The organism is Hafnia psychrotolerans, assembly GCF_014639435.1.
Lineage (GTDB): Bacteria > Pseudomonadota > Gammaproteobacteria > Enterobacterales > Enterobacteriaceae > Ewingella > Ewingella psychrotolerans.
Genome location: NZ_BMFZ01000019.1, coordinates 14,479 through 27,511 on the forward strand (window position 1 = coordinate 14,479; position 13,033 = coordinate 27,511).

General features: G+C 49.6%; 9 protein-coding genes. All 9 read right to left on the reverse strand.

Annotated features, from left to right (window positions below):
• Positions 1-267: 267 nt before the first annotated feature.
• Positions 268-4,491 (reverse strand): DNA-directed RNA polymerase subunit beta', encoded by a 4,224-nt coding sequence (gene rpoC / locus IEV89_RS21120; RefSeq protein WP_188475477.1) that lies wholly within the window; start codon positions 4,489-4,491, stop codon positions 268-270.
• A gap of 91 nt (positions 4,492-4,582) precedes the next feature.
• Positions 4,583-8,611: a DNA-directed RNA polymerase subunit beta gene (gene rpoB, locus IEV89_RS21125; protein ID WP_188475478.1), complete on the reverse strand. Its 4,029-nt coding sequence runs from the start codon at positions 8,609-8,611 to the stop codon at positions 4,583-4,585.
• Positions 8,612-8,941: 330 nt separating this feature from the next.
• The gene (rplL, locus tag IEV89_RS21130) at positions 8,942-9,307 is read right to left on the reverse strand and encodes a 50S ribosomal protein L7/L12 (protein ID WP_188475479.1); all 366 of its coding nucleotides are present in this window, start codon (positions 9,305-9,307) and stop codon (positions 8,942-8,944) included.
• Between the two features lie 63 nt (positions 9,308-9,370).
• Positions 9,371-9,868, reverse strand: coding sequence for a 50S ribosomal protein L10 (gene rplJ, locus IEV89_RS21135; protein ID WP_034795004.1), 498 nt, complete (start codon positions 9,866-9,868; stop codon positions 9,371-9,373).
• A gap of 338 nt (positions 9,869-10,206) precedes the next feature.
• A complete protein-coding gene (gene rplA / locus IEV89_RS21140; protein ID WP_188475480.1) occupies positions 10,207-10,911 on the reverse strand; it encodes a 50S ribosomal protein L1 in 705 nt (234 codons plus the stop codon).
• Between the two features lie 3 nt (positions 10,912-10,914).
• Complete coding sequence (gene rplK, locus IEV89_RS21145; RefSeq protein ID WP_034794998.1) at positions 10,915-11,343, reverse strand: 50S ribosomal protein L11; 429 nt, start codon at positions 11,341-11,343, stop codon at positions 10,915-10,917.
• Positions 11,344-11,517: 174 nt separating this feature from the next.
• Positions 11,518-12,063, reverse strand: coding sequence for a transcription termination/antitermination protein NusG (gene nusG / locus IEV89_RS21150; RefSeq protein ID WP_188475481.1), 546 nt, complete (start codon positions 12,061-12,063; stop codon positions 11,518-11,520).
• Positions 12,064-12,447 (reverse strand): preprotein translocase subunit SecE, encoded by a 384-nt coding sequence (gene secE / locus IEV89_RS21155; RefSeq protein WP_188475482.1) that lies wholly within the window; start codon positions 12,445-12,447, stop codon positions 12,064-12,066. It abuts the gene before it with no gap.
• A 252-nt stretch (positions 12,448-12,699) separates the two neighbouring features.
• Positions 12,700-13,033 (reverse strand): EF-Tu C-terminal domain-related protein (locus IEV89_RS21160; RefSeq protein ID WP_506256304.1); only part of this gene is annotated, 334 nt, incomplete at its 5' end.

Below are 13,033 nucleotides of genomic sequence, written 5' to 3' on the forward strand. Positions count from 1 at the left end.
AGTGTTAAGACACTCGTCCTGGAAAGTAACAATCCGTACTGTGGTGTTGCCACTGCACCCTCGCAAGTGGCCGGAGCCCCTCATGTTGGCTCAGCTTCCAAACTGCCGCCATTTGCTGGCTTCATCTTTGGCTTATGGCGGCGCCTCAATGTTTCTCACCAATCCCAAAAACTCATACCACAAGCATTGCCGACCAACCAAAATTTGAAGCAAAAAAAAACCGCCTCCCGAAGGAAGCGGTTTTATTCAGCATGGAACAGAAGACAATCAATCGTCTTTGCTGTTACCAAAACCGGCGTTCAGCAATTCAGCCAAGTTAGCCGTTGCTTCGTCCGCGCTCACTTGCGGTACAACAGGCACTTCGCCCTGTGCTTTACGACGAGCACGTTCCTGATGATAAGCGTAACCGGTACCGGCTGGGATCAGACGGCCAACGATGACGTTTTCTTTCAGGCCACGCAGTTCATCACGTTTACCCGCAACAGCGGCTTCTGTAAGAACGCGCGTCGTTTCCTGGAACGATGCAGCGGAGATGAAGGACTCGGTCGCCAGGGAAGCCTTGGTGATACCGAGCAAGTCACGGGTAAAGGTAGCCGTGATTTTTCCATCTGCTTCAAGCTGACGGTTAGCGATTTTAACGCGGGACATTTCTGCCTGCTCGCCGGCCAGGAAGTCGGTGCCACCAGCGCTAACGATGGTGCCTTTACGCAACATCTGACGAACGATAACTTCGATGTGCTTATCGTTAATCTTAACGCCTTGCAGACGGTAAACTTCCTGCACTTCGTTGGTGATGTAACGTGTAACCGCATGAACACCACGTAAACGCAGGATATCGTGCGGAGACTCAGGGCCGTCGGATACGACGTCACCACGTTCCACAACTTCGCCTTCGAACACGTTCAGCTGACGCCATTTTGGAATCATTTCTTCGTAAGCATCACTGCCATCTAACGGAGAAATTACCAGACGGCGCTTGCCTTTAGTTTCTTTACCGAAGGAGATAATCCCGCTGATTTCAGCAAGGATTGCAGGCTCTTTCGGACGACGAGCTTCGAACAAGTCAGCAACACGTGGCAGACCACCCGTGATGTCCTTGGTACCGCCGGATTCCTGAGGAATACGTGCCAGAGTGTCACCAGAGTGGATCTGCGTACCATCTTCCAGCTGCACAATTGCTTTACCTGGCAGGAAGTATTGAGCAGGCATATCTGTGCCAGGGATCAATACGTCGTTGCCTTTGGCGTCAACAATTTTCAGTGCCGGGCGCAGGTCTTTACCGCTACCAGTACGCTCTGCAGAGTCCAGAACAACCAGAGAAGATAAACCGGTCAGCTCGTCGGTCTGGCGTGTAATGGCTTGGGTATCAACCATATCAGCAAAGCGGATGAAACCACTCACTTCACTGATAACTGGCATGGTGTGTGGATCCCAGTTAGCAACGGTCTCGCCGCCATTAACCGCTTGACCATCACCTTTGCCCATTACAGAACCGTAAGGCACTTTATAACGTTCTTTTGTGCGACCAAATTCGTCGATCAGTTTCAGCTCGGTATTACGAGAAGTGATAACCAGTTTGCCGTTAGCATTAGTAACGTGCTTGTGGTTGCTCAGTTTAATCGTACCCGTGTTCTTAACCTGAATGCTTGACTCTGCTGCTGCACGAGATGCCGCACCACCGATGTGGAAGGTACGCATCGTCAGCTGGGTACCTGGTTCACCGATAGACTGTGCTGCGATAACACCAACCGCTTCACCTTTATTGATGATGTGACCACGTGCCAGGTCGCGACCGTAGCAGTTTGCACACACACCAAAATCGGTTTCACAGCTTACAACTGAACGAACTTTCACGCTATCGACTGAGTTCTCTTCTAACAGATCACAGGTCTTCTCGTGAAGCAGGGTGTTACGTGGAACCAAGATATCAGCCGTACCCGGCTTGATGATATCTTCAGCAGTTACACGACCCAGAACGCGTTCGCGCAGTGGTTCTTTAACGTCGCCACCTTCGATGACTGGAGTCATCATGATGCCTTCGTGTGTACCACAGTCATCTTCGGTCACGACCAGATCCTGTGCCACGTCAACCAGACGACGGGTCAGATAACCGGAGTTTGCCGTTTTCAGTGCGGTATCCGCCAAGCCTTTACGAGCACCGTGAGTGGAGATGAAGTACTGGAGTACGTTCAGACCTTCACGGAAGTTCGCGGTGATTGGCGTTTCAATGATGGAACCGTCCGGCTTAGCCATCAGGCCACGCATACCGGCCAGCTGACGAATCTGTGCTGCAGAACCACGCGCACCGGAGTCGGCCATCATGAAGATACTGTTGAAGGAAACCTGCTGCTCAACCACACCATCACGGTTGACGACGTCTTCGACAGACAAGTTTTCCATCATTGCTTTAGCAACACGTTCGTTAGCTGCGGCCCAGATATCGATCACTTTGTTGTAGCGTTCGCCTGCTGTTACCAGACCAGACTGGAACTGCTGCTGGATCTCGGCAACTTCAGTTTCGGCTTCTTCGATGATGCCTGCTTTCTTCGCAGGGATTACCATGTCATCAATACCTACTGACGCACCTGAACGGGCAGCGTAAGCAAAACCGGTATACATGATCTGGTCAGCGAAAATAACCGTCGGCTTCAAGCCCAAAATGCGGTAACAGGTGTTCAGCATTTTGGAGATAGCTTTTTTACCCAACGGCTGGTTAACGATAGAGAACGGCAGACCTTTAGGAACGATCATCCATAAGATCGCACGGCCTACAGTGGTATCGATAATAGTCGTCTGGTGAATTGACTCGCCTTCAGTGTTTCTGATCTCTTCCGTAATACGCACTTTGACACGCGCATGCAGAGAAGCCAGGCCGGCGCGGTAAATGCGCTCAGCTTCTTTAGGCCCCGTCAGAACCATGCCTTCGCCTTTGGCGTTAACACAGTCGCGGGTCATGTAGTACAGACCCAATACAACGTCCTGAGAAGGAACGATGATTGGCTCGCCGTTCGCAGGTGACAGGATGTTGTTGGTAGACATCATCAACGCACGCGCTTCCAACTGGGCTTCCAGTGTCAACGGTACGTGAACAGCCATCTGGTCACCATCGAAGTCGGCGTTGTATGCCGCACAAACCAGCGGGTGCAGCTGGATAGCTTTACCTTCGATCAGAACCGGTTCAAACGCCTGGATGCCCAAACGGTGCAGGGTTGGTGCACGGTTCAGCAGTACCGGGTGTTCGCGGATAACTTCGTCCAGAATATCCCAAACGACAGCTTCTTCGCGCTCAACCATTTTCTTAGCGGCTTTGATGGTGGTGGCGAGGCCACGCAACTCCAATTTGCCGTAGATGAACGGTTTGAACAGTTCGAGTGCCATTTTCTTCGGCAGACCACACTGGTGCAGACGCAGGTATGGACCTACGGTGATAACGGAACGACCAGAGTAGTCGACACGTTTACCCAGCAAGTTCTGACGGAAACGACCCTGTTTACCTTTAATCATGTCTGCCAGAGATTTCAGCGGACGCTTGTTAGAGCCGGTAATTGCACGACCGCGACGGCCGTTATCCAGCAAAGCATCTACCGCTTCTTGCAGCATACGTTTTTCGTTACGTACGATGATATCTGGCGCAGCCAGATCCAGCAGGCGTTTCAGACGGTTATTACGGTTAATCACACGACGATACAGATCGTTCAGATCTGACGTTGCGAAACGGCCGCCGTCCAACGGAACCAGTGGACGCAAGTCTGGCGGCAGTACCGGCAGCACGGTCAGGATCATCCACTCTGGTTTGTTACCAGATTGAACGAACGCTTCCAGCAACTTGATACGCTTGGTCAGCTTCTTACGCTTGGTTTCGGAGTTGGTTTCTCTCAACTCTTCACGCAGCTGTTCGCATTCCACTTCCAGATCCATGTTTTTCAACAGGGCTTGAATAGCTTCCGCACCCATCTTGGCGTCGAATTCATCACCGAACTCTTCCAAAGCATCCAGATACTGCTCTTCAGTCAGGATCTGGCGCTTCTCGAGGTTAGTCATACCGCCTTCGATAACCACATAGGATTCGAAGTACAGTACACGTTCGATGTCACGCAGTGGCATATCCAGCAATAAACCGATGCGAGAAGGCAAGGATTTCAGGAACCAGATGTGTGCAGTCGGAGACGCGAGTTCGATGTGCCCCATACGCTCACGGCGTACTTTAGTTTGGGTCACTTCAACGCCGCACTTCTCGCAGATCACGCCGCGATGTTTTAAACGCTTGTACTTACCACACAGGCATTCGTAATCTTTTACTGGTCCGAAAATACGGGCACAGAAAAGGCCGTCACGTTCTGGTTTGAACGTACGGTAGTTAATGGTTTCTGGCTTCTTAACTTCACCAAAAGACCAAGAACGGATCATGTCTGGCGATGCCAGAGCAATTTTGATCGCATCAAACTCTTCGGTTTTAGTTTGCGCTTTCAGAAACTTTAGTAAGTCTTTCACGGATTAGCTCCCGTCGGGTTAGACCTGTTAGGCACCCGCTGTCTATTGCTAAACAGACAGGTGCCCCTGTGATCAGTGCAGATTCGAGTACTTACTCGTCTTCCAGCTCGATGTTGATACCCAGAGAACGGATCTCTTTCAACAATACGTTGAAGGACTCCGGCATGCCTGGTTCCATCCGGTGATCGCCATCCACGATGTTTTTATACATCTTGGTACGGCCGTTCACGTCATCGGACTTAACAGTCAGCATTTCCTGCAGGGTATAAGCGGCACCGTATGCTTCCAGTGCCCACACTTCCATCTCACCGAAGCGCTGACCACCGAACTGAGCTTTACCACCCAGCGGCTGCTGAGTAACAAGGCTATAAGAGCCGGTAGAACGCGCATGCATCTTATCGTCAACCAGGTGGTTCAGTTTCAGCATGTACATGTAGCCGACGGTAACCTGACGCTCGAATTGCTCGCCGGTACGGCCGTCAAACAGTGTGATCTGGCCAGAGGTAGGGATTCCGCCCATTTCAAGCAGTTGCTTGATCTCTGTTTCTTTCGCACCATCGAAGACCGGCGTTGCGATTGGCATGCCTTTCTTCAAGTTTTCAGCCAAACGCAGAACTTCGTCGTCGGTGAAGGTGCTCAGATCGACTTTCTGACGAACATCGTCGCCCAGGTCATAGGCTTTCTGGATGAACTCGCGCAGCTTGGAAACTTCTTCATGTTTCTTCAGCATGGCATTGATTTTTTCACCAATACCTTTCGCGGCCATACCCAAGTGGGTTTCCAGAATCTGACCAATGTTCATACGAGATGGAACACCCAGCGGGTTCAGTACGATGTCTACCGGCGTGCCGTTTTCATCGTAAGGCATATCTTCGATCGGGTTGATCTTGGAGATAACACCTTTGTTACCGTGACGACCAGCCATTTTGTCACCAGGCTGAATCTGACGTTTAACGGCCAGATACACTTTACAAATTTTCAGCACACCTGGTGCCAGGTCATCGCCCTGAGTGATTTTACGACGCTTCGCTTCGAGTTTTTTCTCAAACACGGTTTTCAGTTCGTCGTATTGTTCGGCCAGCTGTTCCAACTGGTTTTGCTTGTCTTCGTCGGTCAGCGACAGCTCAAGCCAACGATCGCGAGGCAATTTGCCCAACTTATCAGCTTCAACACCGCCAGCAACCAGCGCAGACTGGATACGTGCAAACAGACCGGCTTCCAGGATCTGCAGCTCTTCGGTCAGGTCTTTCTTAGCCTGCTTCAGCTGCATCTCTTCGATTTCCAACGCACGCTTGTCTTTTTCCACGCCATCGCGGGTAAAGACCTGCACGTCGATAACCGTACCGGAAACGCCGTTTGGTACACGCAGAGAAGAGTCCTTAACATCAGACGCTTTCTCACCGAAGATCGCTCGCAGTAGTTTCTCTTCCGGAGTCAGTTGTGTTTCGCCTTTAGGCGTAACCTTACCTACCAGAATGTCACCACCGGTCACTTCAGCACCGATATAAACGATACCGGATTCATCCAGTTTAGAGAGCGCAGCTTCACCCACGTTAGGGATGTCAGCGGTAATCTCTTCAGGCCCTAACTTGGTGTCACGAGACACACATGCCAGTTCCTGGATATGGATAGTGGTGAAGCGATCTTCTTGCACAACACGCTCGGAGACCAAGATGGAGTCTTCGAAGTTGTAACCATTCCAGGGCATGAACGCGACACGCATGTTCTGACCCAGAGCCAATTCGCCCAGATCTGTTGACGGACCATCTGCCAGCACGTCACCGCGCTCGATCGGTTCGTCCAGATTCACACACGGCATCTGGTTGATGCAGGTGTTCTGGTTAGAACGGGTGTACTTGGTCAGGTTATAAATGTCGATACCTGCTTCGCCCGGGTACATCTCTTCTTCGTTAACACGAATAACGATACGGGATGCATCCACGTACTGAACGGTACCGCCACGTTTAGCAACGGCAGTAACACCGGAGTCAACCGCTACAGCACGTTCCATACCGGTACCCACCAGCGGCTTATCAGCACGCAGAGTTGGTACAGCCTGACGTTGCATGTTCGCACCCATCAATGCACGGTTGGCGTCATCGTGTTCCAGGAATGGAATCAGAGAAGCACCAACGGATACGATCTGCTGGGTGGATACGTCCATATAGTCAACTTGGTCGCGGCTAAATAAGCTTGATTCGCCTTTACTACGACAAGTGACTAAGTCTTCCAGGAAGCGACCTTCATCATCCAGGTTGGAGTTCGCCTGAGCGATGACGAAATTGCCTTCTTCTATGGCAGACAGATAGTTAATCTCATCGGTAACCATACCTTCACGCACACGGCGATAAGGGGTTTCCAGGAAACCATACTCATTGGTCTGCGCATACACAGACAAGGAGTTGATCAGACCGATGTTTGGACCTTCTGGCGTTTCGATTGGACATACGCGACCGTAGTGGGTCGGGTGTACGTCTCGAACTTCAAAGCCAGCACGTTCACGGGTCAAACCGCCCGGGCCCAATGCAGAGATACGACGTTTGTGCGTGATCTCAGACAACGGGTTGTTCTGGTCCATAAACTGTGACAGCTGGCTTGAACCGAAGAATTCTTTCACCGCAGCCGAAATCGGCTTAGCGTTGATCATGTCTTGTGGCATCAAAGTATCGAGGTCGCCAAGAGACAGACGCTCTTTAACCGCACGCTCAACACGAACCAAACCTACACGGAATTGGTTTTCAGCCATTTCGCCAACAGAACGAATACGACGGTTACCCAAGTGGTCGATATCATCCACTTCGCCTTGGCCGTTACGAATGCCGATCAGCTTGATCATTACCTGGATGATGTCATCTTTGCTCAGGATACCTGAACCTTCGATTTCATCACGCAGCAGAGAACGGTTGAACTTCATACGACCTACAGCGGACAGGTCGTAACGATCTTCAGAGAAGAACAGGTTCTCAAACAGGTTTTCAGCAGCTTCGCGAGTTGGTGGCTCTCCAGGACGCATCATTCGATAGATCTCAACCAATGCGCTCAGACGATCGCTGGTTGGGTCGACGCGGATGGTCTCGGACAGGTATGCACCATGGTCGAGATCGTTGGTGAAGAGTGTTTCAATAGTTTTGTGACCGGCCTGGCTCAACTTAGCCAGTAAATCCAGAGACAATTCCATGTTCGCAGGGACAATCAACTCACCGGTATTAGTATCGATATAGTCTTTAGCTACGACTTTCCCTGCGATGTACTCAACAGGAACTTCGATGTGTTGAATGTCGTCTTTTTCAAGCTGACGAATGTGACGGGCAGTGATGCGGCGGCCTTTTTCAATATAGACTTTGCCGCCAGCTTCGATATCAAAAGAAGCTGTTTCACCACGCAGGCGCTCAGGTACCAGTTCCATTTGCAACTTGTTGTCGCGGATCTGGTAAGTCACCTTGTCAAAGAACAGGTCAAGAATCTGTTCTGTGGTATAGCTTAATGCACGCAGAATGATGGTCGCGGGTAATTTGCGGCGACGGTCAATACGTACAAACAGGTTATCTTTCGGGTCAAACTCGAAATCTAACCATGAACCGCGATAAGGGATGATACGTGCGTTGTACAGCACTTTACCCGATGAGTGGGTTTTACCCTTATCACTGTCGAAGAATACACCTGGACTACGGTGCAGCTGAGATACGATAACCCTCTCAGTACCGTTAATCACAAAAGTACCATTTTCGGTCATGAGCGGAATTTCGCCCATATAGACTTCTTGTTCCTTGATGTCTTTAACCGTACCTTCTGGAGCTTCACGCTCGTAGATCACCAGACGCAGTTTCACCCGCAGTGGCGCGGAGAAAGTTACACCACGGATCTGGCATTCTTTAACGTCGAATACTGGCTCACCAAGACGGTAGCTAACGTATTGCAGCTCAGAATTACCGCTGTAGCTTTTGATTGGAAATACAGAACGGAATGCAGCTTCCAAACCGTGCTGGCCTTCCGGATCTTGCTCGATAAACTTCTGGAACGAGTCAAGCTGGATAGAAAGGAGAAAGGGAATGTCCAAGACTTGTGGACGTTTACCAAAATCCTTACGAATGCGTTTTTTCTCGGTATAGGAGTAAACCATAGGGTTCCTCAGCTCGCTGATCAGTGACCCAATCGTATCTGCCCTGAGAAGGACAGTTCATGCAACACCGTTTATGTCGACCGGAAAACAGAGTCGTTTTCCGCAATACCTGTTCCTCGCACTCTTAAATCATTTCGTTGTGCATTATCTATGGATGAGCCATAGCAAGCGGCAGCAATATATTAAGACGTATCAAGAAGAGATATTAGAGTAGTTCAGTGCTCAAACAGTGTGAAACACCACTGACACTCTATAGCGCAAAAAGGCTGGTGACTAAAAAGCCACCAGCCATCAGTCTGCTAGGACAGACTGCACTCCGGGAAGTTAAACTTACTTAACTTCAACAGAAGCACCAGCTTCTTCCAGAGATTTTTTCAGTGACTCAGCGTCATCTTTGCTGATGCCTTCTTTCAGAGTTGCCGGAGCAGACTCTACCAGGTCTTTAGCTTCTTTCAGACCCAGGCCAGTAGCGGTACGAACTGCTTTGATAACTGCAACTTTGTTCGCGCCAACAGCAGCCAGAACAACGTCGAATTCAGTTTTTTCTTCAACAGCTTCAGCAGCAGCAGCAGGACCAGCAACAGCAGCAGCAGCAGAAACGCCGAATTTTTCTTCCATAGCGGAGATCAGTTCAACGATTTCCATTACAGACAGGGCTGCAACGCCTTCAATGATTTGTTCTTTAGTGATTGACATTTCAAGTGTTCCTAAAATTCAGAAATAGTTTATACGTAAGCATAGCTACGAGAAAAGAGAGGCTTAAGCAGCTTCTTTCTGATCACGTACTGCAGCCAGAGTGCGAACCAATTTGCCAGCAGCGGCTTCTTTCATGGTTGCCATCAGGCGTGCGATTGCTTCATCGTAAGTAGGCAGAGTTGCCAAGCGGTCAATTTGAGCCGCAGAGATAAACTCACCTTCAAAGGCCGCAGCTTTAACCTCAAATTTTGCATTCGCTTTAGCGAAATCTTTGAACAAACGGGCAGCAGCGCCTGGGTGTTCAGAAGAGAATGCAATTAAGGTTGGACCAACAAACGTGTCTTTCAGGCACTCAAACTGAGTACCTTCAACGACGCGACGCATAAGGGTGTTGCGAACAACACGCATATAAACGCCAGCTTCACGACCTGCTTTACGCAGTTCAGTCATTTTATCTACAGTTACGCCACGAGAATCCGCAACAACCGCAGACAGCGCGCCTTTGGCTACTTCCATGACTTCAGCAACAATCGCTTGTTTGTCTTGAAGATTTAATGCCATTAGCTTTTTGCTCCTGGATTTAGCCGGGGAAAAACCCCCGGAACTCACATCGCTTGTTATCGAAATCGATATCAAGCGCTCAAACACGGTGAGCAGAGAATCCAGCAAAGACTATTCTTGTTCTTTATTACAAGTAACAAAGGAAAATTTTCTTCAGGCTCTGTCACCGTCTACGCAGGAAAAATTAAGTCTCTTTCGAGACACCTGCGGTCTTGGACGGAGGCCTGGATAGGCCAGGCTCCAACCGAAAAATCTTGGTTTCGGGTTAACGAAACAACGGGCCATAGATTCTAGACAAATCTACCGCCCGCGTAAAGCGATAAAAAGCAGGCAGCAAATTAGACAGCTACTGCGCTCAGGCCGCTTTGATCAATAGAAACACCTGCACCCATGGTAGTGGACAGGGTAACTTTCTTGATGAAAACGCCTTTAGCCTGAGAAGGCTTCGCTTTTTTCAGAGCAACCAACAGAGCTTCCAGGTTTTCTTTCAGCTTGTCGGATTCGAAATCAACCTTACCAATAGTAGTATGGATGATACCGTTTTTGTCGTTACGATAACGAACCTGACCTGCTTTAGCATTCTTAACTGCTTCAGCAACGTTAGGCGTTACAGTACCAACTTTAGGGTTAGGCATCAGGCCGCGAGGACCCAGAACCTGACCTAATTGACCTACAACGCGCATTGCATCAGGAGATGCGATAACAACGTCAAAGTTCATTTCGCCTTTTTTAATCTGATCTGCCAGATCTTCCATACCTACCAGCTCAGCGCCTGCAGCTTTAGCAGCTTCAGCGTTTGCACCTTGGGCGAAGACAGCAACGCGAACAGAACGACCGGTGCCGTTAGGCAGAACGGTAGCACCACGAACGTTTTGATCAGATTTACGTGCATCGATACCGAGGTTAACGGCAACGTCTACACTTTCAACGAATTTAGCGGTGGCCAGCTCTTTGAGCAGTGCAACAGCTTCGTTAATGTCATATTGTTTAGTAACATCAACTTTGTCACGGATCACGCGCATGCGCTTGGTCAGCTTAGCCATTTATTAATCCTCCACTACCAGGCCCATGGAACGAGCAGTACCTTCGATGGAGCGCGCCATGGCTTCCACGTCAGAACCAGTCATGTCCGCAGCTTTGGTTTCTGCGATTTCACGAACCTGAGCAGTCGTTACTTTACCTACTTTGTCTTTGTTCGGCTTGCCGGAACCAGACTTGATACCAGCCGCTTTCTTCAGCAATACAGCTGCTGGAGGCGTTTTGGTAACGAAGGTGAAAGAACGGTCAGAGTAAACGGTAATTACAACAGGGATCGGCAAGCCTTTCTCAACGCTTTCAGTCTTAGCGTTGAATGCCTTACAGAATTCCATGATGTTAACGCCTTGCTGACCCAGTGCCGGACCTACCGGTGGACTTGGGTTAGCCATACCAGCAGCAACTTGCAGCTTGACGTAGGCTTGTACTTTCTTGGCCATTTAAATTTCCTCAGTTGGGTGATATCGCCTAATAGAATAGGCTCCCCGTTATTTGCAGTACTTTGTTCTTTATGTTTTACCTGCAGAGGCTGCACATAAAAACGAAAGGCGCGAAATTATAGTTTAATTTCGCGCCCTGCACAACATCTGTTCGAATGGATATCGAAAGATTTGTTAGCCTTTCTCGACCTGACCGAAGTCCAGTTCAACCGGCGTAGCACGCCCGAAGATAGAAACTGAAACTTTCAGGCGGCTTTTCTCATAATCCACTTCTTCAACAACACCGTTAAAGTCAGCAAATGGACCGTCGCTGACGCGAACCAGTTCACCTGGCTCAAACATAGTTTTAGGACGTGGTTTATCACCAGCTTGTTGCAGGCGATTCATAATAGCGTCAACTTCTTTATCGCTGATTGGCGCAGGACGGTCAGAGGTACCGCCGATGAAGCCCATCACCCGAGGAACGCTACGCACCAAGTGCCAGCTGGCGTCATTCATCACCATTTGAACCAGCACATAACCTGGGAAGAATTTGCGTTCGCTTTTACGGCGTTGACCACCACGGATTTCAACCACTTCTTCCGTGGGAACCATCACGTCACCGAACAGCTCTTCCATGTCGTGCAATTTGATGTGCTCACGCAGCGACTGTGCCACGCGGCCTTCAAAGCCGGAAAACGCCTGAACGACGTACCAACGTTTTTTAGGTGCTTCAGACATTTAGAACCTCAAGCCAGTAATAAAAGATACCAAGCGGACCAGAATTCCATCCAGCCCCCACAGAATCAGTGACATGACGGCAGTTACCGCAGCAACGATCAGTGTGGTATGCAATGTTTCCTGGCGTGTAGGCCAAATTACTTTACGTACTTCAGTACGCGCTTCGCGCGCAAATGCTACTGTCGCTTTGCCTTTAGTCGTCAATAATGCCACCGCACCAGCAATCGCGATAACAACAACCACTGCCAGCGCACGTAATGGCAGGCTGTATGCACGGTAATAATAGTTACCGACAATAGCTACGACCAACAAAACGGCAACAACTACCCACTTTACCGCTTCCAGGCCGCGCCCGCTCCCTTGAGCCTCGGTATTCGCACTCATAAACCAACCCGTCACAATGATTCAGAACAAACAACTTTGCCTCGCATCGCGAGGCAAACCAAACCGATCGATGCTCTACAGTGAGCGCAACTCGGTGTTTTACACTGTATCTCAGAGCCTATCTCACCAATGATTATGACGTATAAATCGCTGATGAGATAGGTTCTCGTGCCACAGCGTAGAAAAGGGCATCGAATGATGCCCTTTTAGTGTGTATTGCGTCAACGTAAAGTGACAAAAAAGTATCAGCGATTAAGCGATAACTTTAGCAACCACACCAGCACCTACAGTACGACCACCTTCACGGATTGCGAAACGCAAGCCGTCATCCATCGCGATTGGATGGATCAAGGTTACAACCATGTTGATGTTGTCGCCTGGCATTACCATCTCTACGCCTTCTGGCAGTTCGATGGTACCGGTCACGTCAGTTGTACGGAAGTAGAACTGCGGACGGTAGCCTTTGAAGAACGGAGTATGACGACCGCCTTCATCTTTGCTCAGGATATAAACTTCTGAGTCAAAGGTAGTGTGTGGTTTGATTGAACCTGGTTTAGCCAATACCTGACCACGTTCGATGTCTTCA

Bases quoted from the DNA above. Each gene is read 5' to 3' on its own strand.
- rpoB (WP_188475478.1), bottom strand. From the start codon at position 8,611: ATGGTTTACTCCTATACCGAGAAAAAACGCATTCGTAAGGATTTTGGT.
- rplL (WP_188475479.1), bottom strand. From the start codon at position 9,307: ATGTCAATCACTAAAGAACAAATCATTGAAGGCGTTGCAGCCCTGTCT.
- rplJ (WP_034795004.1), bottom strand. From the start codon at position 9,868: ATGGCATTAAATCTTCAAGACAAACAAGCGATTGTTGCTGAAGTCATG.
- rplA (WP_188475480.1), bottom strand. From the start codon at position 10,911: ATGGCTAAGCTGACCAAGCGCATGCGCGTGATCCGTGACAAAGTTGAT.
- rplK (WP_034794998.1), bottom strand. From the start codon at position 11,343: ATGGCCAAGAAAGTACAAGCCTACGTCAAGCTGCAAGTTGCTGCTGGT.
- nusG (WP_188475481.1), bottom strand. From the start codon at position 12,063: ATGTCTGAAGCACCTAAAAAACGTTGGTACGTCGTTCAGGCGTTTTCC.
- secE (WP_188475482.1), bottom strand. From the start codon at position 12,447: ATGAGTGCGAATACCGAGGCTCAAGGGAGCGGGCGCGGCCTGGAAGCG.